The following is a 25,504-nucleotide window of genomic DNA, read 5'->3' as shown; positions in this document are numbered from 1 at the left end:
AACAATGCGATAGTTTGTCCCACTGATAGAACAGTCGGATTTCCCCCATGCAAGACCTCAACGATCTCTACTATTTCGCCAAAGTGGTGGAGGCCGGCGGATTCGCCGCCGCTGGCCGCTTGCTCGGCATCCCCAAGTCACGCCTCTCGCGGCGCATCGCCGAGCTGGAAGAGCGCCTCGGCGCGCGTCTGCTGCAACGCACCACTCGCCAACTGAAGCTGACGGCGGTCGGCGAGCGATATCTGCGTCACTGTCAGGCGATGCTGCTGGAAGCGGAAATGGCCGATGAAACGGTGGCCAGCATGTCCAGCGAGCCTCGCGGTCGCCTGCGGGTTTCGAGTCCGACCGGGCTGGCCCATGAAATGCTGCCGGTGGTGATCAGCAATTTCCTTGGCAAATATCCCCAGGTGCAACTGGAAGTGACCCTGCTCAATCGCCGGGTCGACCTCATCACCGAAGGCATTGACGTGGCCCTGCGTGTGCGCGAACACGGCGATGAAGAACCGATGCTGGTGACCCGCCGGCTGCGTCAGGCACAAATGGTGGTGGTGGCGAGCCCTTCCTTTATACAGGGAGTGGAAATCAATCATCCGCAGGACCTGAAGAGCCTGCCGGTGCTGGGCGCCCTGGAGGCGGATCGCATGGTGCATGTGCGCCTGCTCGATCAGCACGGCAAAAGTTGCGACCTGGCACTGGAAGCCCGGCTGGGCATCGACGATTTCATCGTGCGCAAGGCGTGCGTGCTGGCCGGACAGGGTTTCACTCTATTGCCGATGATGTATTGCGAAGCGGAGCTGGATAACGGCACGCTGGTGCAATTGCTGCCGGACTGGTCATTGCCCGGCGGCTGGCTGCAAGCGGTGTATCCGCATCGGCGCGGGGTGATGCCGGCGGTGCGCGCGTGGATCGATCATCTGGTCGAATCGTTCAACGCCTGTGGAGAACGGCTGTTATGAAACAAGGAAAGATGAGCGAAACGGACGTCGCAGAATTTTGTCTGGCCTTGCCCGGCGCGCGGGAAGACTACAAATGGGGTGGCGTGCGGGTGTTTTCGATTGCCGGCAACAAGATGTTTGCCCTGCAGGGCCTGCGCGGTGATTCGCTGGCATTCAAGGTCGACAAGGATCTGTTTCTCGGTCATTGCGACCGACCGGGCATTCACCCGGCGCCGTATCTGGCCCGGGCGCAATGGATCATCATGCACCCGCCCTACCCGCTGGGCGCCGAGGAACTGCGAGGGCTGTTGCAGCGCTCCCATCAACTGGTGGTGAGCAAGCTGCCGAAGCGCGCTCAGGTCGGGCTGTTGCTCTAAAACAGTGCCAGCAGGTTCGAACCCAGGAACAACTGATCGATCCAGAACACCTGATGCAACGCCACGATCACCCAGAACAGCACCTGAAACGACACCTTGCGCGTCTTGTGCCGGAAGACCTGTTGAGCGATCAGCGCACCCGGCCAACCGCCGGCCAGTTCCACCGCATGGAGGATGTTTTCCGGCGTACGCCAGGCGTCGGCGCGGGCCTTGCGCTTGTCCGCCCAGTACAGGAAAAACGCCAGCACGCTGACCAGCCCGTAAGCCGTCAGCGGTACCAGGGAAATCCCGCGCAGCCACATCGACAGCGCGCCGGACAACGGCAACGCGCAGACGATCAGCAGCACCACCAATTTCAGTTTCAAATGCTGGATATTGCCACCGGAAGACCCGCGATCCGGGCGGCGTGCGCGGGAATCACTCATGGCTGGGCGGCCGACCAGTCGATCCATCCAAATTGCCAGGTCGCCAGAATCACCAGACCGAAGGCGATCCGATACCAGGCGAAGGCCGCGTAACTGTGGCTGCCGATGAACTTGAGCAGGCCGCGCACCGCGATCATGGCGAAGATGAACGCCGTGACGAAGCCGATGGCAAACACCGGGAAGTCTGCCGGTACGAACAGGTCGCGGTACTTGTAGCCCGAATACACCGCCGCACCGACCATGGTCGGCATCGCCAGGAAGAACGAGAACTCGGTGGCTGCCTTGCGCGACAGCCCGAACAACAGGCCGCCGATGATGGTCGAGCCGGAACGCGAAGTACCGGGGATCATCGCCAGACACTGGGCGAAGCCAATCTTGAGTGCATCCGTCCAGCGAATCTCGTCGACCGTTTCGGCGTGCACTTCATGCTGACGCTGCTCGGCCCACAACATCACGATCCCGCCCACCACCAGCGCGGCGGCCACGGTGATCGGGTTGAACAGGTAATGGTGAATCAGGTCGGCGAAGATCACGCCCAGCACCACGGCGGGCAGGAAGGCAATCAGCAGGTTGACGGTGAAGCGCCGCGCACTTGGCTGAGTCGGCAAACCGATGACCACGTCGAGGATCTTGCGCCGGAATTCCCAGACGACCGCGAGAATCGCGCCGAGCTGGATGATGATGTTGAACGCCATGGCCCGCTCGCCTCCGAAATCGAGCAAGTCGGCAACAATGATCTGGTGTCCGGTACTGGATATGGGCAAAAACTCCGTCAGCCCCTCTACAACTCCAAGTATCAATGCCTGCAAGGCCGTCCAAAGATCCATCAATCCCCCAAAGAGCGATGCCAGACGGCATGCCCCGATAGTATTTTTTTTGTTCACTGCGTTCAGCGTAGCTGGTCAAAGCTGTACCGATTCCGCACGCACAGGATCCACACGAAACAGTCAAAATTCCGTGAAAAATCAATTTGGATTCAGGTTTTTACGCGCGGCGCCGAAATCCTAACAGACAAGCCGTAATAGCGCTGCCGCGTTATACGACTTGGGTCGCGTATGCCCGGTCACCGAAACGTGGTTGGATGCTGGCGGTGGTTTATTACAAGAAAAGAATCCGGAGTGACAGCGTTATGAACAGCTTGCGCAGTGTGTCGATCAGCCGACGCTTGTGGCTCATCTTGATCGTGGCAGTCGTCATGCTGCTGACGTTGGGCGTTTTGATGCTCAAGCAGATCCATGATGACCTGTATCACGCCAAGGCCCAGAAAACCCAACATGTGGTGCAGACCGCCAGCGGTTTGCTGACGTACTACCAGGGCCTCGAAGCGGCAGGCACCCTGACGCGCGATGTGGCGCAAAAACAGGCGCTGACTGCCATTCGTGGCCTGCGCTATGACCAGAACGATTACTTCTGGATCAATGACCTTACGCCCGTGATGGTCATGCACCCGACCAATCCCAAGCTTGAAGGCCAGAACCTCTCGGCGATCCGCGACCCGGACGGTTTTGCGGTGTTCAACGAAATGGTCGCCATCGCCAAGGCCAAAGGCGCCGGCATGGTCGACTATCGTTGGCCCAAGCCGGGTGCCAGTGAACCGGTGGCCAAAACCTCTTACGTGAAACTGTTCGAGCCGTGGGGCTGGGTCATCGGTTCGGGCGTGTACGTCGACGACGTGCAGGCCGAGTTCCAGGGCCAGGTGCTCAAGGCGTCGGTTGTCGGTCTGGTCATTGCGGCGATCATGGCACTTCTGGTGATCCTGATTGCCCGCAGCATCGTCCGTCCGTTACAGGAAACCGTGAACGCCATGGCCAACATTGCCAGCGGCGAAAGCGATCTGACTCGCAGCCTCGACACCCAGGGTCAGGACGAGGTCACTCAACTGGCCCATCACTTCAATGCTTTCACCGCCAAGCTGCGCCGGGTGATCGGTGACTTGCAGGTATCCGCCAGCGCATTGGGCCAATCGTCCAGTGAGCTGGGCAACGATGCGGCACAGGCCCGGCAACGCAGCCAGCAACAGTCGCAGCAGATGGAGCTGGTGGCCACCGCCGTCAACGAAGTGACCTACGGTGTGCAGGACGTGGCGAAGAACGCCGAACACGCCGCCAGCGAAATGCGTGACGCAGAAGCCCAGGCCCAACAAGGCCAGGTCAACATCGACAGCAGCCTGCAGCAGATTGACAAGCTGTCCGGCACCATCGATCAGGCCGTCGAAGTGATCCGCACGCTGGCGACCGAGAGCACGCAGATTGGCAGCGTGCTGGAGGTGATCCGCTCGATTGCCGAGCAGACCAACCTGCTCGCTCTCAACGCCGCGATTGAAGCAGCACGCGCCGGCGAACAGGGTCGCGGATTTGCAGTGGTGGCTGACGAAGTGCGTTTGCTGGCGCAACGCACGCAGAAGTCCACGGCGGAAATCCAGACGATGATCGAACGCCTGCAAAATCATTCCGAAGCCGCGGTGAAGGTGATCGGCGACAGCAGCAAGGCTTCGCAACTGACCATCGAGCAGGCCGGCCTGGCCAGTGCCAGCCTGAATGCCATCGGCCAGGCCCTGCGCAACCTCAATGGCCTGAACGCCTCGATTGCCAGCGCAACGCTGCAGCAGGCGCATGTGGTCGAAGACATCAATCAGAACGTCACCCAGGCCGCGGGGCTGTCCCACAGCACCGCGCTGGCGGCAGAGCAGTCGAGTGTGGCGAGCGTTCGCCTGGGCGAGCTCAGCGAACAGTTGAACGGCTTGCTGCGTCAGTTTCGCGTCTGACGCCCTTTCAGGTGGGAACTCGTTTCCCACCTGTTTTTCGGTACAATCCGCTCCCTCTTCTATTCCCCCAAGGATCCTGCATGTCCGGGCTCGAACTGTTTGCCGCCGCTCTCGGTGTAATCGCCGTGTGGCTCACGGTCAAACAGAATCCGTGGTGCTGGCCGATCGGGCTGGTCATGGTGTTGCTCTACACCTGGGTATTCTTCGAGGTAAAGCTGTATTCGGACATGCTGCTGCAGGTGGTGTATGCCGGGCTGCAACTCTATGGCTGGTGGCAATGGACGCGGGCCGGGACGATGCACGACGGACGCGAGGTCAGCCGGCTCGACACCCGCTCGATTGCGCAAGGGCTGGCCATTGGCGCGGCGGGCAGTCTGCTGCTGGGCGCGGCCATGGCTCACTGGACGGACGCGGCACAACCGTGGCTCGACGCGGCGCTGACCGGTTTCAGCCTGGTCGCGCAATTCTGGATGGCCCACAAACGTCTGCAATGCTGGGCTTTGTGGTTCGTGCTGGATGTGATCTTCGTCGCGCTGTTTCTCTATAAAGGGCTGTACCTCACGGCGGCGCTGTATGCCCTGTTCACCGTAATTGCGGTGCAAGGCTGGCGCGAATGGCGTGCCGATCCGGCGTTGCAACGATGAAAGTGATTGTCCTGACCGGCCCCGAGTCCACGGGCAAGAGCTGGCTGGCGGCCGGCATCCAACAGCAGTTCGGCGGTTTGCGCGTGGACGAATATGTGCGCTGGTTCATCGAGCAGAACCCTCGCGATACCTGCCTCGCCGACATCCCTGAAATTGCTCGCGGACAGTTGCAATGGGAAGACGCGGCACGGGCGCAGCAGCCGCGATTGCTGATTCTGGATACGCATCTGTTGAGCAACATCCTGTGGAGCCAGACCCTGTTCGGCGACTGCCCGCCCTGGCTGCAAACCGAGTTGCTGGCGCGTCACTACGACCTGCACTTGCTGCTCTCCCCCGAGCAGATCGAGTGGACGGACGATGGTCAGCGCTGCCAGCCCGACTTGAATGAACGGCTCGCGTTCTATGAGGCCACCCGGATCTGGCTGCAAACCCATCATCAACCTTTGCAGATCATTCAGGGCAACTGGGCCGAACGCCAGCAGCAAGCCTTCGACGCGGTGCGCTCACTGCTCGCGGACTGACCCAGGTTTCGGGGCGAATGCCCCGTTCCTTCCCCTGTTTTGGGGCAAAAGTGTCCGTTCCTGAAACACTCCTGCGGGTGCAAAGTGCCCGTCTCAGCGCCCTTCATCACTTTGTCATGCGACTTGTTACGCAGATGAAACACCTGCGCGCAAACCCTTGTTCCAGAGCATTGCAATGACTTTAAGGGGTTGCGAAGCCAGTGACTTGTTTCAGCGATGAAACAGATTGTGTATCAACCCTGCGTCCAATCCACACAACCCTTTGAAATCAAAAGACATCTAAAAAGCGGCACAGCTTTCGCTCTCTCCTTCACAACGCTGAACAGGCTCAGCCCACTGAAGAAGGAATTGCCGCCGTGGGGAACATCAAAAAAGCCTTTACCTGCCTTCTGCTGATCGGATCAGCCGCCAGCGCTTTTCTCAGTTTCAACGTTCAGGCCGACGGCAATGGCGTGATCGTGCTCAACCGTGACGTCCAGCCGGTCCCGATCGGCCGCAGCGGCGGCAAAGATCCCTACCCGACCACCGTCAATGCCAACCCATCGGCCCGAATCAGTCAAGCGATGACCAGCACCGAACTCAACGACGGTGAATTTGCCAGTGTAGCCAGCGGCTCTTCAATTCGCGGCAGCATCACCACCCCGACCTCGAACATTCCGGGCATGAACACCGTGACCAATCCGAATGGTTTGCCTGGAATGGGAGGTGGTCACGGCGGCGGCGCCGGTGGCTCGATCTCCAACACCGTCAACCGTGCAATGAGTTCCGGTCTTGCTCCGCTGACCCGCATGGCTGGAGGCCAATAAATGAATCGTTCTCTGCTCCTGCTCGCCCTTCTCGGCTGCACCAGCGTCATGGCCGACCCCGGTTCCGTGAACAACGCGAACATTCAGGAAACCGGCATGCAATATCGCGGCAACTACAACGTCAACCAGGCGGCCGGCGACCAGATGCAACAGACCAATACCAAAGCCATCGCCATTGGCACCCATGCAAGTGCGACCACCAGCGTCATCCAGCACATCAATACACCCGCCGAGCGCACTGGCAATGCCAGCGCCACCATTGGCGGCAACTCTTTCAGCAATGGCAACGGAATCCTGGGCGTGAACCAGGGCGCCGGGGCCAACAACCAAATGGCCAACGTTACGCGCGTCAGCATCAGTGCTGCCCCGCAGAGCGTTGACGATAGCGCCCTTTCCCAACAGAACGTGGCGTTGTTACCGAGCTCAGGAGCAACTGGCACCTCACCCGGCAGTCGCCAGGTCACGACAAGTGATCAGGCCTTCACCGGCAGCCGGGGGGTAATCCAGGTGAACCAGAGTGCCGGGGTGGGGAACCGAATGGCTAACACCCTGAGCATCCGGGTCGCTGACTGACCCAAACAAGAAGCAGTGCAATTAGAAAGTACCAACACTTAACCAACTAATAAGCACGACGGAGAAACACCATGAAACCTACAATGGCCCTCAAACCACTGGTTTTCGCACTCGCAGCAGTGATGGCAATCGCAGCACAGGCAGGCGGTCGTGATGATAATCACGGTCATGGTAACGGGCATGGCAACCATGAACCAAAAGGCCCAACCCTGGAACAACTGCTGCAAATCGGCGCTGGCGCCGGGGCGGCAGTGCTCGACACGCAAAGCAGCTCTGGCAACCTGGTCGGCAACCAAGGCACCAAAAATGATGCCAACGTCAACAACTCGGCCAATGGCACCAACGGCAACGTTGGCATGAACAACACCGCCGGCGATGGCAACCAGCAAGACAATGCCGCCGCTCTGGCAACTGCCGACGAAAGTTTCATCTTCGGCTCTGCGGTGTCGGTCTCCAGCGCAACTCAAGTCAACACTAACAACGCCGTTGCGAACTACTCCACCACAAACAACGCCAATCTCAATAACGTGGGTAACGGCGGTTCCGGCAACATTGGCGTGAACAACAGTGCCGGCAACTTCAACCAACAGAAAAACAACCTGGCAATTGCTGTATCGGGTGGTCGTGTAGCTAACGCCGCTGCTGCTGCGAACCAGACCTCCACTGGCCTGACCGTAGCCAACAACGGCACTCAAACCTACAAAAAAGATACCCTCACCGGCACTTTCGCCGGGGCTGGCGCGTTCTACGCGAAGGGCACTGCAAATATCGAAGGCGACGATCACGGTCATGGCGGATATGGCAATAACGACAGAGGCCATGGCGGCGACAAAGATCAAAAAGCCAAATTCGAAGCAGTGGGCGTCTTTGGCCTGGCAGGTGTGACCACTCAACAAGTGATGACCCCTGATGGCTGGAAAAACCCTGTGACCAACAACGCTTCCATCTCCAATGTTGGTAACAACTTCTCGGGTAACGCTGGTTACAACAACGCCGCTGGTGTTGGCAACCAACAAAGCAACTCGCTGTCCATCGCCGCAGGTTGCAAAGCCTGCATGTAATCGCGATCGAAACGAAAGCCCCGGAAACGGGGCTTTTCCTCAGTCCGCAAAGGCGTATCGATCATGCGTAAGACTGCCCTCCTCGCTGTGCTTTGCTTCTGTGGCCTGACCCAGGCTGCCCAGATGCCCGTTGCTGCCCTGCCGGGCGGCACGCTTGTCTACAAAAACGTGCAAAGCATTCGTGAGCGCAAGTTTGCCGACATCGTCGAACAGAAAACCGACTTCAGCTGCGGCGCCGCCGCACTGGCTACGGTATTGCGCCAGGCTTATTGGCTCGACGTCGATGAGGAGCACATCATCAAAGGCATGCTGGTCAATGCAGACCAGGACCTTGTCCGTACTCAGGGTTTCTCCATGCTGGACATGAAGCGCTACATAGAAAGCATCGGCATGCGCGCCAGAGGCTACAAGATTCCCCGGGAAAAACTCGACGCTGTCACGATCCCGGTGGTGGTACTGATGGAAATTCGCGGCTACAAGCATTTCGTGGTGATGCAGCGGGCGGACAAGGATTGGGTTTACATCGCAGACCCGGTCCTGGGACACAAACGCTACTCCCATGATGACTTTGTCAAAGGTTGGAACGGCATCGTCTTTGCCATCGTCGGCCCCGGATATGACAAGGCCAATGCCTTGCGCAGCCCTCCGGTACCGTTGACGGCCAAAAACAAGCTGGATGCTTTCAACCCGGTCAAAGATGCTGAATTGATGGACTTCGGGTTCATACAGAGCGACTTCTTTTAATCGCCGATTACAAGAGTGGGGCTGGATGTCCCGGGAGCAGCAGATGAAAACCTCATACTGGCTGGCCGCCGCCTGCCTGGCAGCGAGCGCATCAGGCTATGCCAATGCAGGATTCAAACCCATTGAAATCAAGGACCAGGAGCTCGCTGAGCTACGCGGTCGCTACGTCATGCCGGGCCGGATCATCAGCTTCGGTGTCGTCATGAGCAGTACCTGGCGCAACGCCAGTGGAGATCTGATCGGGGCCTCGGCCACGATGCAATTGCAGGCAGCTTCGGTAAAACCCGAATTCTACGTCTCGACCATCAAGGAACACGGCAATGGCAGTACCCCGGAACTGGGGACGGGCTCGATCGTGGGTGGTGCGGGACTCAACTCCAGCCAGGGCGTGACGCAGAGTGTGCGCGCCGCCGGCGACGGCAACTCCGCCTACAACAACGTTGCGATCAACGTCAAAGAAGCCAGTCAGGCACCTGCACTGATGCCTGCCCAGGGCCAGGCCTTGATGGCCGGCCAGACCATTACCGGCAGCAACGGCGCCGGCAGCGTCGCGGTGTCGGCCACAGGCGGCGGTGTTCAAATGGCCATTCAGGCCTCCGGCAATCAGGGTACAGCCTTGCAACAGGTCGCCCAGGGCGGACTGCTGCAAAACACCCGTTTGCTGGGTAGCGCAAACGTAGTCAACAACCTGACTCAACTCAACGTTGTCCTTAACAATAACGGCATGAGTGCCGGCGCACTGGATTGCAACCTGACTCAACTCAGGGCACTACGCAATATCGGATATTGAACTACGCTGAGTCTCGATCATTGGGCTTAAAGGGACGGCTTATTCATGTATCGATCAGTATCACTGCGTGCCGCTGTATGTTTGAGTACTCTTCTACCTGCGGCGATGCTGCAAGCAGCACCCGACGCAGATGTGGAAGCCCTGAAACAGGAACTTTTGGAGCTTAAGCAACGATACGAAGTGCAACAGAAAGCCCTGGCGGTGCTCGAACAACGGGTCCGCCAGGTCGAAGACCAGCCCGCGTCCCCTCCCCCAAAACGCCTGGCCAAATCGCCTTCGGACATGAAAGGCAACCGGGTCGCCGCCGGCACCGGGGCTGCAGCAGCGTCGGGGGGCGCCGCCGGGGGAAGTGGCGCATCTTATGGCCAGTCGCTGGCCGATGATTCGCAACCGGCACAGAGTGTGTCCAACCTGTACGACGAAGCCAGCGGCTTCTTTGGCGGCGGCAAGTTCAGCTTTGAAACCGGCGTGACCTATTCACGCTACGACACCCGCCAACTGATCCTCAACGGCTTCCTCGCCCTGGACTCGATCTTTCTGGGCAACATCAACCTCGACCGGATCAAGGCCGATACCTGGACTCTCGACCTGACCGGACGCTACAACTTTGACAATCGCTGGCAGTTCGACCTGAACGTGCCGGTGGTCTACCGTGAATCGACCTATCAGTCAGGCGGCGGCAACGGAGGCGCCTCCAATGTCACCACCGAACAGGACGTAAGCCGCGACCCGACCATCGGCGACGTCAACTTCGGCATCGCCTACAAGTTCCTGGACGAATCGGTCAACACCCCGGATGCCGTGGTTTCCTTGCGGGTCAAGGCGCCAACGGGCAAGGATCCGTTCGGGATCAAGCTGCGCCAGACCGATGCCAACTCGAACCTGTTCGTGCCTGACACCCTGCCTACCGGCAACGGCGTCTGGTCGATCACCCCGGGCATCTCGCTGGTCAAGACGTTTGACCCGGCCGTGTTGTTCGGCAGCCTGTCCTACACCCATAACTTCGAGGAATCGTTCGACGACATCAGTTCGACCGTCAACCAGAAAACCCCGGGCAAGGTACGCATCGGCGACAGCTTCCAGATTGGCGCAGGTGTTGCCTTCGCACTGAACGAGAAGATGAGTATGTCGTTCTCCGTCTCGGACCTGGTGCAACGCAAGAGCAAGCTGAAACAGGATGGCGGCGATTGGGAATCGGTGGTGTCCAGCGACGCCAACGCCGGTTACTTCAACGTCGGCATGACCATCGCGGCCACCGACAACCTGACCATCGTGCCCAACCTGTCCATCGGCATGACGGACGATGCCCCGGACTTCTCCTTCAGCCTGAAATTCCCGTACTACTTCTAATCACCACACATGAAAAGGCCCGCTGCGATTTGCATCGCAGCGGGCCTTTTCAGCTTCCCGGGCTCAGGAAGCGCCGCGCCCTAGCGGATCTGATGCTTGTGCAGCAAACGGTAGAAAGTTGGCCGGGAAACCCCCAGCACTTTGGCGGCAACGCTGAGATTGTCGCTGTGCCGGTTCAATACATCGCACAGCGCCTGGCGTTCAGCGCGGATCTTGTAATCTTCAAGCGTACCCATCGGTGCCGCGATCGACTGCTGGCTGATCAGTCCCAGGTCTCGGGCCTCGATCTGTCGCCCTTCGGCCAGCACCAGACCCCGACGCACGCGGTTGGCCAGCTCACGGACATTGCCCGGCCAGTCGTGCTTGCCCATGGCGATCAGCGCGTCTTCGCTGAAGCTGCGCGGACGACGGCCGGTTTCGTGACTGTAGAAGTGGGAGAAATGGTTGGCCAGCATCGACAGGTCGCCGTGACGCTCGCGTAACGGTGCGGTGACGACTTGCAGCACATTGAGCCGGTAGTACAAGTCCTCGCGGAAACGTTTTTTCTCGATCGCGGCTTCGAGGTCGACGTGGGTCGCCGCCAATACCCGCACATCCACCGGGATCGGTTGACTGCCACCGACCCGTTCAATGTGTTTTTCCTGAAGGAAACGCAGCAGATTGGCTTGCAGCTCCAGCGGCAGATCACCGATTTCATCGAGAAACAACGTGCCGCCGTTAGCCGCTTCGATCCGGCCGATCTTGCGCTGATGGGCGCCGGTGAAAGCGCCTTTCTCATGGCCGAACAGTTCGGACTGGATCAAGTGCTCGGGAATCGCACCGCAGTTGATCGCCACGAAGGGTTTGCTGTGGCGTTGCGACTGCCGGTGCAGCGTGCGGGCGACGAGTTCTTTACCGGTACCGCTTTCGCCGCGAATCAGCACTGGCGACTCGGTGGGCGCCAGTTTGCTCAACAGTTTGCGCAGCTCGCGGATCGGTTTGCTGTCGCCCAGCAGCTCATGTTCGGGCTGGTCGACGTGAATCGTGCCCTGACCGCGCAGACGCGCCATGCCGAACGCCCGACCGAGGGTAACTTGCACCCGTGATACGTCGAACGGCAAGGTGTGGAAATCGAAAAACCACTCGCAGACGAAATCGCCGACGTTCTGCAAGCGCAACACTTCCTGATTCAGCACGGCGATCCATTCGGTGCCGCTGCGGCTGATCAGCTCCTTGACGGCTTCGGGACGTTCCAGGTGAAAAGGCTGCAACCGCAACAAGCCGACGTCGCAGCTTCGGTCGGCGGCATTTTCCAGGCTGCAACTGTCGACGTCCCAGCCCACGGCACGTAAACCCGGCAACAATCGGTGACAATCGTCGCAGGGGTCGACGACCAACAAACGTCTTAAGGCAGGCGCTTCGTTCATGACTGTTCCTTGGCGCCAAATTTCGGGAAATGATCGTAAAAACAGTCATTTGGCAAACCTGACTGTTACGTTAGCAAGAAATTGACGGCGTCTTGTATCGATTGCTTATAAATGTACAAGTGAACCAGTTATAAGAAGCCAGTTTATTAGTTAGCTATCGACTTAAATCTTTCGCCAGGCTTTCAAAACCTGTCTGAAGATTGAGTGTATGAAAGAAAGTCGAAATTTCTTCAGATTCTGTGTGACCCGCCAGCGGGTTGCGTGCATCAGTACAAGTAACTCGCCGTACGGTAAGCCCAACTGACGGCCGATCACTTGATTGGGCACTAATAGAGAGAAGATCCCATGACCGCCCCGCTCCGTATCAACGAAGCTCTTTTGATTGCCAACCGCGCATTTGAACCTTTTCAATGCGTCGCCTGGGCCCCACAAGACGGCAATGGCGAACTGAGCCTGACCGTTATCGACCGGACCAATTCCCACATCGGTCGCACCCAGATCCCGAGCAGCGCCTACTCCGATCCGGCGCAACTTGAACACCTGCTGCAACAGGCCCGCGCCGAACTGAGCGAAGAAGGCTATGCGCTGCAATCCTGGTCGATGCCACACTGATATTGGCGGGCAATGCGGATGACGTTCAAGTCATCCGCCCTCTTCTGTTAGTTGCGGATCCTTTTCCAACTTAAGTCTTTTTGTACAACTTTCCTCAATACTTTCGCGCCTCGATACTTGGCAGGCTTGCGACTGGTTCAAAAAGACACTGTTCTGGCACAGTGCGACCCTCCACCTGTTAGTTCTTACAGTTGTACTAGCGAGTGTTCAGGGATTGAATGTTTCGCTCATGCAGTTACCCGTTCCGCTTCCCGGAAACCGGTCGACTCGCAAGGAGAAGCATGCATGTCAACCCAGACAGCCATCGCGCTGCCGACGCTAGCGAATAACGCCGGACAACTCGACAAGAACTTTTCCAGCAACGGTGTGGCGCAGGTTTACTTCGTCGGAAGTATGTCCAGCCTGACTCAGAGTGTGGCGCTCGATGCGCAAGGCCGAATTCTGGTCGCCGCCAAGGTAGCTACTGCACAAGGCAGTCGTTTCGGCCTGGCGCGCCTGCTCGAAGACGGCTCGGCGGATCTGGGCTTTGGTTTTCAAGGCAGCGTGATCGGCCAGTTCGCCGCCGGCTTCGAGGCCACCGGCAGCAAGGTTCAGGTCTTGCCCGACGGACGAATCCTGCTGGCGGGCCTGCACTACGAATCAGAGCATCGCACTCTGCCTGCCCTGGCCCTGTTCGATACCCAAGGTCGGCCTGACCCGGACTTCGGTGACAATGGCCAGCAAATTGTCCGCCTGCCCGGCGACCTGTCCATGGGCACCCGCGATGCCTGGTTGCCGCCAGGCGTTCCAGGCGCCGAAGCCTGCGATTTTGCAGTGCAGCCCGACGGGCATATCCTGCTGATCGCCAACCATCACTTCGAGCTCGCCGATCACGTCGGCATGCTGATCCGCCTCAAACCCGATGGCAACCTTGATCCGTCGTTCAACGGGCGCGGTTTCGTCATGGTTCGCCACTTGCTGCTCAATACCTGGCTCGGCGCTCTGCTGTTGCAAGAAGACGGCAGAATCGTGGTGGCTGGCTCCATCGACTTTCCTCAGGAAGGCCTGCTCACCCGCTATCTGCCGGACGGGCGGCTCGATGAGCGTTTTGCGGTGGACGGTTTCATGGCCTTCAAAGCCCAGGGGCACAGCGCGCTGGTTACCCAGGTCATCGAATCGGCGGAGCATTTGCATTGTTTTGGCAGCAGCCGCGATCCGATTCGATGCATGGCGCTGTCCGTCCATGGCAACGGCCGCCCCGACCTGCATTGCAACGGTGGTCAGCCGCACCTGCTGGAAATCGCCTTCAGCGGCTGCCAATGGAGTGCCGCGCAGGTGATGCCGGACGGGCGCATCATCGCGGTCGGCGCAACGATCGGCGGGGTCGAAGCCGACTTCATCGTCGCCCGCTATCTGGCGAACGGCAGCCTTGATCGAGGCTTCGGATCAGGTAATGGCTGGTTGCGCACACGACTGGGGCGCAGCCTCGATACCGCCACCTCACTGGCAATACAGCCTGACGGCGGCATTCTGGTAGGCGGCTATTCGCTGGATGGCAACTACCGCGCACTGGTCGCGCGTTATCTGAATCACTGATGCGAACCTTCTCACACTTGATCTTGCCCATCGCTTACGGCAACTTGCGTGCTTCTTAAAACAAGGAGCAACCGATGTCCGGTTCGATGGCTCAGGCGTTCGCGCACAACTTTCTCGGGCATTCGCCCCGCTGGTACAAGGCGTGCATCGTCGGGTTTCTGATTCTCAACGCACTGGTGCTGTGGACCGTCGGCCCGGTCGCGGCCGGCTGGTTGCTGGTGATCGAGTTCATTTTCACTCTGGCCATGGCGCTCAAGTGCTACCCGCTGATGCCAGGTGGCTTGCTGCTGATCGAAGCGCTGCTGCTGAAAATGACCACGCCCCAGGCGCTGTACGAAGAGTTGCAGCACAATTTCCCGGTGATTCTGCTGCTTATGTTCATGGTCGCCGGCATCTACTTCATGAAAGACCTGCTGTTGTTCCTGTTCTCGCGCCTGTTGCTCGGCGTGCGTTCGAAGGCGCTGCTGGCCCTGATGTTCTGCTTTTTATCGGCGTTTCTTTCGGCGTTTCTTGACGCGTTGACCGTGACCGCGGTGATCATCAGTGCCGCTGTGGGCTTCTATTCGGTTTACCACCGAGTGGCCTCCGGCAACGACCCGCGCCAGGACAGCGAGTTCAGCGATGACCGCCATCTGCCCCAGTTGCATCATGATGACCTGGAACAGTTTCGCGCGTTCCTGCGCAGCCTGTTGATGCACGGCGCTGTCGGCACCGCACTGGGAGGCGTCTGCACCCTGGTCGGCGAGCCGCAGAATCTTCTGATCGGCCACGAAATGGGCTGGCACTTCGCCGAGTTTTTCGTGAAGGTCGCCCCCGTGTCGCTGCCGGTTCTGGTTGCGGGACTGGTGACCTGCCTGCTGCTGGAAAAACTGCGCTGGTTCGGCTACGGCACGTTGCTGCCGGACAACGTACGTGCCGTGCTGGCCAACTACGCCGCCGAAGACAATGCCGAACGCACCCCGCGCCAACGTGCCGCTCTGCTGGTGCAAGGCTGCGCTGCGCTGATCCTGATTGCCGGGCTGGCGTTCCATATCGCCGAAGTCGGCTTGATCGGCCTGATGGTGATTGTGCTGATCACGGCTTTCAGCGGCATTACCGACGAGCATCGTCTGGGCAATGCCTTCAAGGATGCGATGCCGTTCACTTCGCTGCTTGTGGTGTTCTTCGCCGTGGTGGCGGTGATTCACGATCAACAACTGTTCGCGCCGTTGATTCAGTGGGTACTGACATTGCCGGCCGATCAGCAGCCGGGGATGCTGTTCATCGCCAACGGCCTGTTATCGGCCATCAGTGACAACGTGTTCGTCGCCACGATCTACATCACCGAGGTGAAACAGGCGTTCCTGTCCGGACACATGAGCCGCGAGCATTTCGAGACACTGGCGATTGCGATCAACACCGGCACCAACCTGCCGAGCGTGGCCACACCCAATGGCCAGGCGGCGTTCCTGTTTCTGCTGACGTCGGCGATTGCGCCGCTGGTGCGGTTGTCCTACGGGCGAATGGTGTGGATGGCATTGCCCTACACCATCGTGATGGGATTGCTGGGCTGGTATGCCGTGAGCTACTGGCTGTAAAAACAACAACGGGAGCCATCAGGCTCCCGTTTTTTTATGCATCGATCAACGCGGCAAAATATATTTCTCGATCGCCTGCGCCACCCCGTCCTCGGTGTTCGGCCCGGTGACCACATCGGCCTGACGCTTCACCGCGTCCTCGGCCTGCCCCATGGCAATCGCCAAACCGGCGACATGGAACATCGCCGGATCATTGCCGCCGTCGCCAATTGCCACCGTCTGCGCCATTGATACGCCCAGATGTTCAGCCAGCGTCACCAGCGCCGAGCCCTTGTTGGCCTCCAGCGCCGTCACGTCCAGATATACCGGTTGCGAGCGTGACACCTGTGCCATGCCCTCGACTTTCGGCAGCAACCGCGCCTCCAGCTCGATCAGCAGTTCCGTGTTGTTGCTGGTCGCCACGATCTTGTCGATACGCTCCAGATACGGCTCGAAACTCTCCACCACCACTGGTGGATATCCGAGCCCGTGCTGCTCACGCGGCACCATCGGCCCGTGAGGATCCTTGAGCAACCAGTCGCCGCCGCTGAACACCCAGATTTCGACATCCGGTTGATCGGCGAACAATGCCAATGCGGTCAACACTGCCGTCGCGGGCAGGAAATGAGCCACCAGAATGCTGCCGTCCGGATTGACGATCGTGCCGCCGTTGAACGCTGCTGTCGGCAGGTCCACGCCCAAGGCCTCGATCTGTTGCAGCATGGCTTTGGGCGGACGCCCGGTGGCGAGGCTGAACAGCACGCCCGCCTCGCGCAGCGAACGAACCGCGTCAATCGTACGCTGACTCAGGCTGTGATCGGGCAGCAACAGCGTGCCGTCCATGTCGCTCAACAGAAAACGGAACGGTTCGCTCATCCCAGACCATGCCAGACGCGACCATCGCGAGTCAGCAGATCATCGGCGGCTTTCGGCCCGTCTTCGCCGGCGGCATAACCCTGCACACTGGCGTCCTGCTGCCAGGCGTCGAGGAACGGCTGCACCGCGCGCCAGCCGTTCTCGATGTTGTCAGCGCGCTGGAACAGCGTCTGGTCACCGGTCAGACAGTCGTAGATCAGGGTTTCGTAGCCGGTGGACGGCTGCATTTCAAAGAAGTCCTTGTAGGCGAACCCCAGCTCGATGTTGGCCATGTTCAGCGCCGGCCCCGGCCGCTTGGCCAGCAGGTCGAACCACATGCCTTCGTTGGGCTGGATCTGGATACGCAGGTAAGTCGGCTGCAATTCGTCGACCTCGGTATCCCGGAACTGCGCATACGGCGCCGGTTTGAAGCAGATGACGATCTCGGTATCGCGCACGCTCATGCGCTTGCCGGTGCGCAGGTAGAACGGCACGCCGACCCAACGCCAGTTGTCGATCATCACCTTGAGCGCCACGTAGGTTTCCGTGGTGCTTTCAGGGGAGACGTTGTTTTCATCGCGATAACCAGCCACCGGTTTGCCCGCGACTTCACCGGCGCCGTACTGACCGCGCACCGAGTTTTCCCGTGCTTGCTCGGTGGTCCAGGGCCGGATCGCACCGACTACCTTGGCCTTCTCGCCCCGCACCGCATCGGCGCCGAACGCGGCCGGCGGCTCCATCGCCACCATGGCCAGCAACTGGAACAGGTGATTGGGCACCATGTCCCGCAGGGCGCCGGTGTGTTCGTAAAAACTGCCACGGGTTTCAACGCCGACGGTTTCGGCGGCGGTGATCTGTACGTGGTCGATGTAGTGATTGTTCCAGAACGCTTCGAACAGGCTGTTGGAGAACCGGCTGACCAGAATGTTCTGCACGGTTTCCTTGCCCAGATAGTGATCGATCCGGTAGATCTGCTTTTCCGACATGACCTTGAGCAGGCAGGCGTTCAACGCCTCGGCGGTTTGCAGGTCGGAGCCGAACGGTTTTTCGATCACCACCCTTCTGAACGCTTCCGGGTTTTCCTCGAGCAACCCGGCGCTGCCGAGACGGCGCACCACTTCGCTGAAAAAACGTGGCGCGGTGGCCAGGTAGAACACCGCATTGCCGGTGCCGCTGTCGGCGATTTTCGCCGCCAGGGCTGAATAGGTGCTGTCGTCCAGGAAGTCACCCTGGACGTAGCTGATGCCTTTGGCGAGCTTGGCCCACAAGGCTGGATCAAGGATCTGATCGCCCTTGCCGACCTTGGCTGCCACTTCGGTACGGATGAAGTCTTCGAGCTTTTGCGCGAAGGCTTCATCGGTGATGGCGTTGTGGTCAACGCCGACGATCCGCAGATTTTCGTCAAGCAAGCCGTCGCGACTGAGGTTGTACAGCGCCGGCATCAGCAAGCGCTTGACCAGGTCGCCGTGGGCACCGAACAAAAACAGCGTGGTCGGTGGTGCGGGTTCTGCCTTGGATTTTCTGCGGATCGTATGGGTCATTTCTTCGGAGTCTCCACGTGGCCGCCGAAGCCGAAGCGCTGGGCCGAGAGGATCTTGTCGCCGAAAGTGCCCTGGCCGCGGGAGCGGTAGCGCGAGAACAGCGAGTTGGACAGCACCGGTACCGGCACCTTTTGTTCCATTGCCGCTTCGATGGTCCATTGGCCTTCACCGCTGTCGGCCACGGAGCCGGAGAAACCGTCGAGTTTCGGGTCGACCGCCAGGGCATCGGCGGTCAGGTCGAGCAACCAGGACGACACCACACTGCCACGACGCCAGACTTCGGCGATGTCGGCCACGTTCAGGTCGAAACGCTGATCCTCCGGCAGAAGCTCGCTGGACTTGGTCTTGAGGATGTCGAAACCTTCGGCGAAGGCCGCCATCATGCCGTACTCGATCCCGTTGTGGATCATCTTCACGAAGTGACCGGCACCGGCAGGACCGGCGTGGATGTAGCCGTGCTCGGCACGGTGGTCATCGGACTTGCGGTCCTTGGTGCGCGGAATATCGCCCATGCCCGGCGCCAGCGCGGCGAACAGCGGGTCCAGACGCTTAACAGTCTCGGCATCGCCGCCGATCATCATGCAGTAACCGCGTTCCAGGCCCCAGACGCCGCCGGAGGTGCCGACGTCGATGTAGTGCAGGCCCTTCTCGGCCAGAGTCTTGGCCCGACGGATGTCGTCCTTATAGTTGGTGTTGCCGCCATCGATAATGGTGTCGCCCGCTTCGAGCAGATTGCTCAAGGTTTCGATGGTGTCTTCAGTCGGTGCGCCCGCCGGCAGCATGACCCACACCGCACGCGGCTTGGCCAGGCCTGCGACCAGTGCAGGCAGATCGGCGACGCCGGTAGAGCCCTCGGCGGCCAGGGTGTCGACAAAGGCGGTATTGCGGTCGTAAACAACGGTGGTGTGACCGTTGAGCATCAGACGTCGCGCAATATTGCCGCCCATGCGGCCCAGTCCAATAATCCCGAGTTGCATGTGCTGATGCTCCTTACTACAAATAAAAGTGTGTCAAAGGTTATAGCCCAACGTGACTCATGGAGCTTAGTCCAGAGCGTTGGTGTGAAGTTTCCGGGCATTGTGCCCGATCCAGAGTGATAACGTCGGGAAACGTGTCGAAGACACAACGACCATGAAAAATAAAAAAGTTCCATTCACGAGCAAAAGAAATCAAAATCGGCGCCGATAGCAGATCAAGGCTCCAGACCGGGGGCTGATCTGCAGTTGAGACACGCCATTTGCGAGGTGAGCAATGGGCACAGTACACACAGCAATGCCGCCACAAACCCTGTACGTCACCATCCGTCGCGATGAATTGCGTCAGTTGAAAGATGAACGCGACCAGCTCAAGCAGGAACTCGCGCAATTGCGCCTGCTGACCCAGGGCGCCGAGCCACAGCCCCTGCCACGCGTACAACGCTCGCCGCACGCCTGATCTCCCCTGCCCGATTCGGGAACGGCCTCAGCTGTTCCCGACATACTGCTCCCCCCACCGATTTCGGCAATTAACAAAGTTTTCACAGACCCTTGTTGATACTCGCGCGCATTCTGGCCGTGCGTGTCTGCGCATGGCCTCCGTTCGTCGGTTTCATGCGCCGTTTTCATGTGGCGCCCGGCGTTGGATGTAACGATAGAGCTGGAGTGCTGAATGGCGGTGTTCAAACGCAGCAATACGACTGCGACAGGTTTCGACTGGGCCGGTTTGATCTGGCTGTTCGTGTTTTTCTGGTACTTCTCCGGTATCACCCAACTGCTGATCCAGTTGACGGGCACCTCAGGGTTCACCGGGTTCCGCCAGGCCTTCGTGATGAGCGCCGTATGGCTCGCGCCGATGCTCCTGTTCCCCAAGCGCACCCGTCTGCTCGCCGCGCTGATTGGCGTCGTGCTGTGGGCCTGTTCGATGGCCAGCCTGGGCTACTTCTTCATCTACCAGCAGGAATTCTCGCAGAGCGTGATTTTCATCATGTTCGAGTCGAACGTGTCCGAAGCCGGCGAGTACATGACCCAGTACTTTGCCTGGTGGATGATCCCGGCGTTCCTCGCGCACACCGCGTTCGCGTACTTCCTGTGGACCCGACTGCGTCCGGTGTACCTGCCCCGTGGCCGGGCGTTCGTGGCCGCCATGGCGATCCTGATAGCCGTGATCGGTTATCCGCTGGTCAAGCAGACGATGCGCACCGGCAGCTTCGCCGGCGGATTCGAGAAATTCGAAACCCGTATCGAGCCGGCGGTGCCTTGGCAGATGGCAGTGGCGTATCACCGTTATCTCGACACCTTGGGCGAAATGCAGAGCATGTTGCACAGCGCGAGCAAAATCCCGCCGCTGCATAACCTCAAGGACTCGGGCGCCAACCAGCCGGCTACCCTGGTGCTGGTGATCGGCGAATCCACCAACCGCCAGCGCATGAGCCTGTACGGTTACCCGCGTAAAACCACGCCAGAGCTGGACAAGCTCAAGGATCAGCTGTCGATCTTCGACAATGTCATCACCCCGCGCCCTTACACCATCGAGGCGCTGCAACAGGTGCTGACCTTCGCCGACGAAGAAAATCCGGATCTGTACCTGTCCACGCCATCGCTGGTCAGCATGATGAAACAGGCCGGCTACAAGACCTTCTGGATCACCAACCAGCAGACCATGACCAAGCGCAACACCATGCTCACGACCTTCTCCGAACAGGCCGACGAGCAGGTGTACCTGAACAACAACCGCAACCAGAACGCCGCCCAGTACGATGGCGACGTGATCGAGCCGTTCAACAAGGCCCTGGCCGATGCAGCACCGCGCAAGCTGATCGTCGTGCACTTGCTCGGTACGCATATGAGCTACCAGTACCGTTATCCGCCGAGCTTCGACAAGTTCCAGGATCGCAACGGCGTTCCGGCCGGCGTGCGGGACGATCAGGTGCCGACTTACAACAGCTACGACAACGCGGTGCTGTACAACGATTTCGTGGTTTCGAGCCTGATCAAGGACTACGCCAAATCCGATCCGAACGGCTTCCTGCTGTACCTCTCCGACCACGGTGAAGACGTGTTCGACTCGGTGGGCCACGGCACCCTGGGCCGCAACGAAAACAAGCCGACGGCGCCGATGTACACCATTCCGTTCATGGCCTGGGCGTCGCCAAAATGGCGCGAAAACCACGACTGGAACTTTGCCGGGGATCTGAGCCGGCCGTACAGCAGCTCGCACCTGATCCACACCTGGGCGGATCTGGCCGGTTTGAGTTTCGATGAACTGGATCGCAGCAAGAGCCTGGTCAGCGACAGCTTCAAGCCGCGTCCGCTGTTGATCGGCAACCCTTACGAACGCGAACAGCGAGCCCTGATCGACTTCAGCCTGATGAAGCCGAAAAAACCCGTCGCCAATGTCGCAGAGGTGGTAAAGCAATAATCAAGAAAGGGCCGGAAACGGCCCTTTCTTCATACAGGTGAAACATCTTCAAATAACAATATTTCTCGTTTGACACTAAATCGCACCGCTCACCTTCGTCTTTGAGCAAACGGAATTTTTCCCTCGAAGACAAGGAGTCGGCTGCGATGCTCGCGCCCATCACCCGTTCCATGACCCTCACCCTCGGTCTGTGCAGTGTGGCACTGAGCCCGGACCTGCTGGCTGAAACCTCCGCCGGACAGGCGCCGGAGCCCGCCGGCACGACACTCGAACTGGCCTCCACCAGCGTCACCGCCCAAGGCCTGGGCAGCAACACCGAAAACACTGGCTCCTACACCACCGGCGCGATGAGCACCGCGACCAAGCTGAACCTGTCGATCAAGGAAACCCCGCAATCGGTGTCCGTGGTCACCCGCCAGCAGATGGATGATTTCAAGCTCGGGACATTGTCCGAAGCCATGAGCCAGACCACCGGCATCGTGGTGCAGCACAACGATTCGGATCGGGTCAGCTATTCGTCCCGCGGCTATTCGATCAACAATTTCCAGATCGACGGCATGCTCAACACCTTCAGCTACATGAAGAGCGATGCCGACACCATCATCTACGATCGTATCGAAGTGGTTCGCGGCGCGACCGGCCTGACGACCGGCGCAGGCGACCCGTCTGCCACCATCAACATGGTGCGCAAACGTCCCACCGCACAATGGCAGGCTCAGGCCGGCGTCAGTGGCGGCAGCTATGACGATTACTACAGTTACGTCGATGTCGGCGGCCCTCTGGCGTTTGACGGACGCCTGCGCGGTCGCAGTGTGCTGGCCTATCGCGACAGCGGTTCGTTTCGCGACAAGTACGCCCTGCAACGGGAAGTCGGCTACGGCATCCTCGAAGCGGACCTGACCGATTCGACCGTGCTGGCCGTCGGTTACGACTATCAGGACAAGCAGGTGCAAGGCACCTCGTGGGGTACGACGCCGTACTGGAATGCCGATGGCAGCAAGGCCGGCCTCGGTCGCTCGACCAACATGGCGACCTCATGGAGCTCCTGGCCATTGCGCGACAAGACCGCGTTCGCCACCCTCGATCAGCAACTGGCGGCCGGTTGGCATCTGAAGGCGGCCTATACCCACCGCAAGAGCGACGGTGACGGCAAGGTCTACTATGCCGGCTCCGGTTACCCGGAACCCGACCGCAGCGGCATGACCGCGACCATCGGCCACATGATCGGCGACCAGAGCATGCGCGCCTACGACCTCAACCTGGCCGGCCCTTACTCGCTGTTTGGCCGTGAACACGAATTGATGTTCGGCTACGGCGAAGCCGAGCGCCGCTCGAACGACCCGTACAACGTTGATGGCCCGCGCGCATCCGATTACGAAAGCGTGCGCGACTGGAAATACATGGGCGGCATCAACAAATTCCCCGACACCACTACCAGCCTGCCGAGCTTCAAGGACAGCACTCGGCAAAAGGCAGGCTACCTTGCGACGCGCCTGAGCCTGACCGATGAATTGCACGCGGTGCTGGGCAGTCGCTACGGCAGCTGGGAGGCCTCGAGCAAGACCTACGCCTACGATCAGAGCCTGCAACTGACTGGCGTCGATGCCAGCAGCCAGCGACACAACGACATGTGGACGCCGTACGCCGGCCTGCTGTATGACCTGACGCCGGAATACACCGCGTACGTCAGCTACACAGACATTTTCAAACCACAGGGCGTGCGTGACGCCAGCCGCAATTACATCGATCCGGTGGTTGGCAGCAACTATGAAGTGGGGCTCAAAGGCAGCTTGCTGGAAGAACGCCTGAACGTCTCCACCGCCGTGTTCTGGAGCAAGCAGGACAACGTCGCCGAGCTCGATGAGTCCGCGCTGCCCGATCCGGACACCGGCGAGCAGTTCTACAAATCAGGCGGCAAGGGCAACAAGGTCAATGGCTTCGAAGCCGAAGTCTCCGGTGAAGTCCTCGACGGCTGGAACATGACCGCCGGTTACACCTACACCCACTCGCTCAACGGCGAAAAACAGCGCAGCAACACCAATCAGCCGCTGAACCTGTTCCGCCTGTCCACGACCTATCGCCTGCCGGGTAACTGGAACGCCCTGACCGTAGGCGGTGCCGTGAACTGGCAGAGCGATGTGTACGGCAATTCCAAACGGCCGATCGGGCGCGGCGCGAACGGCCGGATCATCACTGAACCGGCGCGCATTCGTCAGGAGGCGTACACCGTGGTCAAGCTGATGTCGCGCTACGAGTTCGACAAACACCTGTCGGCATCCCTCAACGTCGACAACCTGTTCGACAAGAAGTATTACGACAACGTCGGCTTCTACAACGGCGTGTTCTGGGGCGATCCTCGCACCGTGACGCTGAGCCTCGACTGGAAACTCTGACGCCCTTCCCTTGCAACCTGCACGCGTCATTCACGCGTGCAGCGTTCGTCCGATACGCAGTGGAAACACCCTGTAAAACCTGGACTGAACAAGCGTTAACCGCTTGTTAATGCCCTCGGCCGACACTGCGCCGAGGACCTGATTCATGGATGAACGGCTCCGACATTTTTCGAAGGAGGCACCATGAAAACCACCACTGCAATCCTTGCTGCTCTACTCACCCTCGCATCCGCCAGCGCATTCGCCGAAGGCGGCGCCGAGCGCATGAGACATTACTGGGCCAATTTCCCGGTTCACTCCGCACAAAGCCAGCAGGCTGACACGAAGACCAACGAGCTTCGGGTTCCGGACGACCAGACCGCCCAGGTCACCGAGTCCTATCGCCCTTGAGCGAACACTTTACCGATGGACCTGCGATGGCTCCGCTCTGGCCTCGCAGACGACAGTTTGGGCGCCCATTCCGGGCGCCCTTTTTTATGCCTGAAGGTCCTTGATCCAGAACAGCATGCGCCCGTGATCAGGGTCGAACATGCCCGGCGCGAAGCCGAATTTGACATAGGCGTTTTGCGCAAGGCCCCGGCCACAACCCGGCGTTTTCAGTGACCCCAGATGAGTTCTTCGGTCCAGCCCAGTTCGGCGAAATCCTCGGCTCGCAAACTTGACTCGCCGGCACAGAAAAACTCGTCCAGTTGCGGCGGTTTTACCGACGTACCGCTGAGCATCGCGTGGACCTGCCCACGGTGGTGGATCTGATGCTCGAACAGGTGGGAAATCATCCGCAGGCGGCTGTCGTGTTGCGGCGTGTCGCGAGCGATGGTGACGAGACGCCCCAGATCGGCATCGCGCTGTTGCTCGCAGTAGGCGATCAAGCGGCGGTCGACATGGGCCTGTTCACGGCGCAAGGCCTGCGCCTCGGTGAAGGGCTCGTCAGCGTTGAAGAACACGTAACAATCGGGATGTGGCTCATCTGCGCGCAACTCGCGCTCCAGCGCGTCGACGTAGAACCAGTCGCAGGTGAGGATGTGGTTGAGGGTCAGGCGGATGCTCGGGAAGAAACTCACCCGTGGCGCTGCCAGCTCGGCGTCGTCGAGCTGGCTCCAGGCCTTGGCCAGTCGATGGTTGGCCCAGGCATTCTGATAAGCCATGGTCAGCAAATGGTGGGACAGTGGCTGAGTCATGT

General features: G+C 59.7%; 25 protein-coding genes and 1 pseudogene. 18 read left to right on the top strand and 8 right to left on the bottom strand.

Translation table 11 applies throughout. From position 1 onward, the window contains the following. The first annotated feature begins 47 nt into the window (after window positions 1–47). Together I5961_RS13435 and I5961_RS13430 are read left to right on the top strand one after the other, a co-directional pair. Window positions 48–956, top strand: coding sequence for a LysR substrate-binding domain-containing protein (locus I5961_RS13435; RefSeq protein ID WP_227235494.1), 909 nt, complete (start codon window positions 48–50; stop codon window positions 954–956). After that, window positions 953–1,312 (top strand): MmcQ/YjbR family DNA-binding protein, encoded by a 360-nt coding sequence (locus I5961_RS13430; RefSeq protein ID WP_227235493.1) that lies wholly within the window; start codon window positions 953–955, stop codon window positions 1,310–1,312. Before I5961_RS13435 ends, I5961_RS13430 begins: the two co-directional genes overlap by 4 nt. Here I5961_RS13430 and I5961_RS13425 read toward each other — a convergent pair. Both I5961_RS13425 and I5961_RS13420 read right to left on the bottom strand, forming a co-directional pair. Next, window positions 1,309–1,737 (bottom strand): DUF1294 domain-containing protein, encoded by a 429-nt coding sequence (locus I5961_RS13425; RefSeq protein WP_227235492.1) that lies wholly within the window; start codon window positions 1,735–1,737, stop codon window positions 1,309–1,311. The genes I5961_RS13430 and I5961_RS13425 overlap by 4 nt on opposite strands. After that, complete coding sequence (locus I5961_RS13420) at window positions 1,734–2,564, bottom strand: undecaprenyl-diphosphate phosphatase (RefSeq protein WP_227235491.1); 831 nt, start codon at window positions 2,562–2,564, stop codon at window positions 1,734–1,736. Before I5961_RS13420 ends, I5961_RS13425 begins: the two co-directional genes overlap by 4 nt. 302 nt (window positions 2,565–2,866) lie before the next feature. Between I5961_RS13420 and I5961_RS13415 the strand changes: the two genes are divergently transcribed. The 9 genes from I5961_RS13415 (at window position 2,867) to I5961_RS13375 (ending at window position 10,990) form a co-directional block, all read left to right on the top strand. Beyond that, complete coding sequence (locus I5961_RS13415) at window positions 2,867–4,501, top strand: methyl-accepting chemotaxis protein (RefSeq protein WP_227235490.1); 1,635 nt, start codon at window positions 2,867–2,869, stop codon at window positions 4,499–4,501. Window positions 4,502–4,581: 80 nt separating this feature from the next. After that, window positions 4,582–5,145: a nicotinamide riboside transporter PnuC gene (gene pnuC, locus I5961_RS13410; RefSeq protein WP_085696344.1), complete on the top strand. Its 564-nt coding sequence runs from the start codon at window positions 4,582–4,584 to the stop codon at window positions 5,143–5,145. Next, window positions 5,142–5,666 carry an AAA family ATPase gene (locus I5961_RS13405; protein ID WP_085696346.1) on the top strand — a complete coding sequence of 175 codons (525 nt, stop codon included), beginning with the start codon at window positions 5,142–5,144 and terminating at the stop codon, window positions 5,664–5,666. The genes pnuC and I5961_RS13405 overlap by 4 nt, the downstream gene beginning before the upstream one ends. 356 nt (window positions 5,667–6,022) lie before the next feature. Then, entirely contained in the window at window positions 6,023–6,472 is a 450-nt protein-coding gene (locus I5961_RS13400) for a hypothetical protein (protein ID WP_227235489.1), read from the top strand. Beyond that, the gene (locus I5961_RS13395; RefSeq protein ID WP_227235488.1) at window positions 6,473–7,045 is read left to right on the top strand and encodes an adhesin; all 573 of its coding nucleotides are present in this window, start codon (window positions 6,473–6,475) and stop codon (window positions 7,043–7,045) included. Between the two features lie 71 nt (window positions 7,046–7,116). Continuing rightward, window positions 7,117–8,106: a heme utilization protein gene (locus I5961_RS13390; RefSeq protein WP_085703050.1), complete on the top strand. Its 990-nt coding sequence runs from the start codon at window positions 7,117–7,119 to the stop codon at window positions 8,104–8,106. A gap of 63 nt (window positions 8,107–8,169) precedes the next feature. Further along, window positions 8,170–8,850 carry a C39 family peptidase gene (locus tag I5961_RS13385; RefSeq protein ID WP_085696355.1) on the top strand — a complete coding sequence of 227 codons (681 nt, stop codon included), beginning with the start codon at window positions 8,170–8,172 and terminating at the stop codon, window positions 8,848–8,850. 43 nt (window positions 8,851–8,893) lie between these two features. Beyond that, a complete protein-coding gene (locus tag I5961_RS13380; protein ID WP_085703051.1) occupies window positions 8,894–9,640 on the top strand; it encodes a hypothetical protein in 747 nt (248 codons plus the stop codon). Between the two features lie 45 nt (window positions 9,641–9,685). Next, window positions 9,686–10,990: a transporter gene (locus tag I5961_RS13375; protein WP_085696358.1), complete on the top strand. Its 1,305-nt coding sequence runs from the start codon at window positions 9,686–9,688 to the stop codon at window positions 10,988–10,990. An 80-nt stretch (window positions 10,991–11,070) separates the two neighbouring features. Here the strand turns inward: I5961_RS13375 and I5961_RS13370 are convergent, their stop codons facing one another. Beyond that, window positions 11,071–12,396 (bottom strand): sigma-54 dependent transcriptional regulator, encoded by a 1,326-nt coding sequence (locus tag I5961_RS13370; RefSeq protein ID WP_085696359.1) that lies wholly within the window; start codon window positions 12,394–12,396, stop codon window positions 11,071–11,073. 345 nt (window positions 12,397–12,741) lie between these two features. Between I5961_RS13370 and I5961_RS13365 the strand changes: the two genes are divergently transcribed. The 3 genes from I5961_RS13365 to nhaB all read left to right on the top strand — a co-directional run bounded on the left by I5961_RS13365 (window position 12,742) and on the right by nhaB (window position 16,160). After that, window positions 12,742–13,008 (top strand): hypothetical protein, encoded by a 267-nt coding sequence (locus I5961_RS13365; RefSeq protein ID WP_011334006.1) that lies wholly within the window; start codon window positions 12,742–12,744, stop codon window positions 13,006–13,008. A gap of 285 nt (window positions 13,009–13,293) precedes the next feature. After that, entirely contained in the window at window positions 13,294–14,583 is a 1,290-nt protein-coding gene (locus I5961_RS13360) for a hypothetical protein (protein ID WP_085696360.1), read from the top strand. Window positions 14,584–14,657: 74 nt separating this feature from the next. Then, the gene (nhaB, locus tag I5961_RS13355; protein WP_085696362.1) at window positions 14,658–16,160 is read left to right on the top strand and encodes a sodium/proton antiporter NhaB; all 1,503 of its coding nucleotides are present in this window, start codon (window positions 14,658–14,660) and stop codon (window positions 16,158–16,160) included. Window positions 16,161–16,205: 45 nt separating this feature from the next. Here nhaB and I5961_RS13350 read toward each other — a convergent pair whose 3' ends face one another. The 3 genes from I5961_RS13350 to gnd are packed head-to-tail and all read right to left on the bottom strand — an operon-like array spanning window position 16,206 to window position 19,512. Then, on the bottom strand, window positions 16,206–17,015 hold the full coding sequence (locus I5961_RS13350) for a Cof-type HAD-IIB family hydrolase (protein WP_085703052.1): 810 nt from the start codon (window positions 17,013–17,015) through the stop codon (window positions 16,206–16,208). Next, window positions 17,012–18,535 (bottom strand): glucose-6-phosphate dehydrogenase, encoded by a 1,524-nt coding sequence (zwf, locus tag I5961_RS13345; protein ID WP_085703053.1) that lies wholly within the window; start codon window positions 18,533–18,535, stop codon window positions 17,012–17,014. The genes I5961_RS13350 and zwf overlap by 4 nt, the downstream gene beginning before the upstream one ends. Continuing rightward, window positions 18,532–19,512 carry a phosphogluconate dehydrogenase (NAD(+)-dependent, decarboxylating) gene (gene gnd, locus I5961_RS13340; RefSeq protein ID WP_085696368.1) on the bottom strand — a complete coding sequence of 327 codons (981 nt, stop codon included), beginning with the start codon at window positions 19,510–19,512 and terminating at the stop codon, window positions 18,532–18,534. The genes zwf and gnd overlap by 4 nt, the downstream gene beginning before the upstream one ends. Window positions 19,513–19,786: 274 nt before the next feature. Here gnd and I5961_RS13335 point away from each other — a divergent pair, with 274 nt between their 5' ends. The 4 genes from I5961_RS13335 to I5961_RS13320 all read left to right on the top strand — a co-directional run bounded on the left by I5961_RS13335 (window position 19,787) and on the right by I5961_RS13320 (window position 24,714). Beyond that, window positions 19,787–19,969, top strand: coding sequence for a DUF6026 family protein (locus tag I5961_RS13335; protein ID WP_007957508.1), 183 nt, complete (start codon window positions 19,787–19,789; stop codon window positions 19,967–19,969). A gap of 213 nt (window positions 19,970–20,182) precedes the next feature. Continuing rightward, entirely contained in the window at window positions 20,183–21,931 is a 1,749-nt protein-coding gene (locus I5961_RS13330; protein WP_227235487.1) for a phosphoethanolamine transferase CptA, read from the top strand. A 146-nt stretch (window positions 21,932–22,077) separates the two neighbouring features. Then, a complete protein-coding gene (locus tag I5961_RS13325; RefSeq protein WP_227235486.1) occupies window positions 22,078–24,324 on the top strand; it encodes a TonB-dependent siderophore receptor in 2,247 nt (748 codons plus the stop codon). A 183-nt stretch (window positions 24,325–24,507) separates the two neighbouring features. Beyond that, complete coding sequence (locus I5961_RS13320) at window positions 24,508–24,714, top strand: hypothetical protein (protein WP_085696375.1); 207 nt, start codon at window positions 24,508–24,510, stop codon at window positions 24,712–24,714. A gap of 84 nt (window positions 24,715–24,798) precedes the next feature. Here the strand turns inward: I5961_RS13320 and I5961_RS13315 are convergent. Both I5961_RS13315 and I5961_RS13310 read right to left on the bottom strand, forming a co-directional pair. Beyond that, window positions 24,799–24,894: pseudogene (locus I5961_RS13315) on the bottom strand (GNAT family N-acetyltransferase); the annotation flags it as partial. A 26-nt stretch (window positions 24,895–24,920) separates the two neighbouring features. Next, window positions 24,921–25,502, bottom strand: coding sequence for a DinB family protein (locus I5961_RS13310; RefSeq protein ID WP_227235485.1), 582 nt, complete (start codon window positions 25,500–25,502; stop codon window positions 24,921–24,923). Between the last annotated feature and the right edge of the window lie 2 nt (window positions 25,503–25,504).

Source organism: Pseudomonas sp. IAC-BECa141, from assembly GCF_020544405.1.
GTDB lineage: Bacteria > Pseudomonadota > Gammaproteobacteria > Pseudomonadales > Pseudomonadaceae > Aquipseudomonas.
Note: the sequence above shows the minus strand (reverse complement) of the source record. Positions and strands in the feature narration are given on the sequence as shown.

Bases quoted from the DNA above. Each gene is read 5' to 3' on its own strand.
- zwf (WP_085703053.1), bottom strand. From the start codon at position 18,535: ATGACCCATACGATCCGCAGAAAATCCAAGGCAGAACCCGCACCACCG.
- I5961_RS13330 (WP_227235487.1), top strand. From the start codon at position 20,183: ATGGCGGTGTTCAAACGCAGCAATACGACTGCGACAGGTTTCGACTGG.
- I5961_RS13375 (WP_085696358.1), top strand. From the start codon at position 9,686: ATGTATCGATCAGTATCACTGCGTGCCGCTGTATGTTTGAGTACTCTT.
- I5961_RS13430 (WP_227235493.1), top strand. From the start codon at position 953: ATGAAACAAGGAAAGATGAGCGAAACGGACGTCGCAGAATTTTGTCTG.
- I5961_RS13380 (WP_085703051.1), top strand. From the start codon at position 8,894: ATGAAAACCTCATACTGGCTGGCCGCCGCCTGCCTGGCAGCGAGCGCA.
- I5961_RS13415 (WP_227235490.1), top strand. From the start codon at position 2,867: ATGAACAGCTTGCGCAGTGTGTCGATCAGCCGACGCTTGTGGCTCATC.
- I5961_RS13435 (WP_227235494.1), top strand. From the start codon at position 48: ATGCAAGACCTCAACGATCTCTACTATTTCGCCAAAGTGGTGGAGGCC.
- I5961_RS13405 (WP_085696346.1), top strand. From the start codon at position 5,142: ATGAAAGTGATTGTCCTGACCGGCCCCGAGTCCACGGGCAAGAGCTGG.
- I5961_RS13335 (WP_007957508.1), top strand. From the start codon at position 19,787: ATGGGCACAGTACACACAGCAATGCCGCCACAAACCCTGTACGTCACC.
- I5961_RS13350 (WP_085703052.1), bottom strand. From the start codon at position 17,015: ATGAGCGAACCGTTCCGTTTTCTGTTGAGCGACATGGACGGCACGCTG.
- I5961_RS13395 (WP_227235488.1), top strand. From the start codon at position 6,473: ATGAATCGTTCTCTGCTCCTGCTCGCCCTTCTCGGCTGCACCAGCGTC.
- nhaB (WP_085696362.1), top strand. From the start codon at position 14,658: ATGTCCGGTTCGATGGCTCAGGCGTTCGCGCACAACTTTCTCGGGCAT.
- I5961_RS13320 (WP_085696375.1), top strand. From the start codon at position 24,508: ATGAAAACCACCACTGCAATCCTTGCTGCTCTACTCACCCTCGCATCC.
- I5961_RS13425 (WP_227235492.1), bottom strand. From the start codon at position 1,737: ATGAGTGATTCCCGCGCACGCCGCCCGGATCGCGGGTCTTCCGGTGGC.
- I5961_RS13420 (WP_227235491.1), bottom strand. From the start codon at position 2,564: ATGGATCTTTGGACGGCCTTGCAGGCATTGATACTTGGAGTTGTAGAG.
- I5961_RS13370 (WP_085696359.1), bottom strand. From the start codon at position 12,396: ATGAACGAAGCGCCTGCCTTAAGACGTTTGTTGGTCGTCGACCCCTGC.
- I5961_RS13385 (WP_085696355.1), top strand. From the start codon at position 8,170: ATGCGTAAGACTGCCCTCCTCGCTGTGCTTTGCTTCTGTGGCCTGACC.
- I5961_RS13325 (WP_227235486.1), top strand. From the start codon at position 22,078: ATGCTCGCGCCCATCACCCGTTCCATGACCCTCACCCTCGGTCTGTGC.
- I5961_RS13360 (WP_085696360.1), top strand. From the start codon at position 13,294: ATGTCAACCCAGACAGCCATCGCGCTGCCGACGCTAGCGAATAACGCC.
- I5961_RS13365 (WP_011334006.1), top strand. From the start codon at position 12,742: ATGACCGCCCCGCTCCGTATCAACGAAGCTCTTTTGATTGCCAACCGC.
- gnd (WP_085696368.1), bottom strand. From the start codon at position 19,512: ATGCAACTCGGGATTATTGGACTGGGCCGCATGGGCGGCAATATTGCG.
- I5961_RS13390 (WP_085703050.1), top strand. From the start codon at position 7,117: ATGAAACCTACAATGGCCCTCAAACCACTGGTTTTCGCACTCGCAGCA.
- pnuC (WP_085696344.1), top strand. From the start codon at position 4,582: ATGTCCGGGCTCGAACTGTTTGCCGCCGCTCTCGGTGTAATCGCCGTG.
- I5961_RS13310 (WP_227235485.1), bottom strand. From the start codon at position 25,502: ATGACTCAGCCACTGTCCCACCATTTGCTGACCATGGCTTATCAGAAT.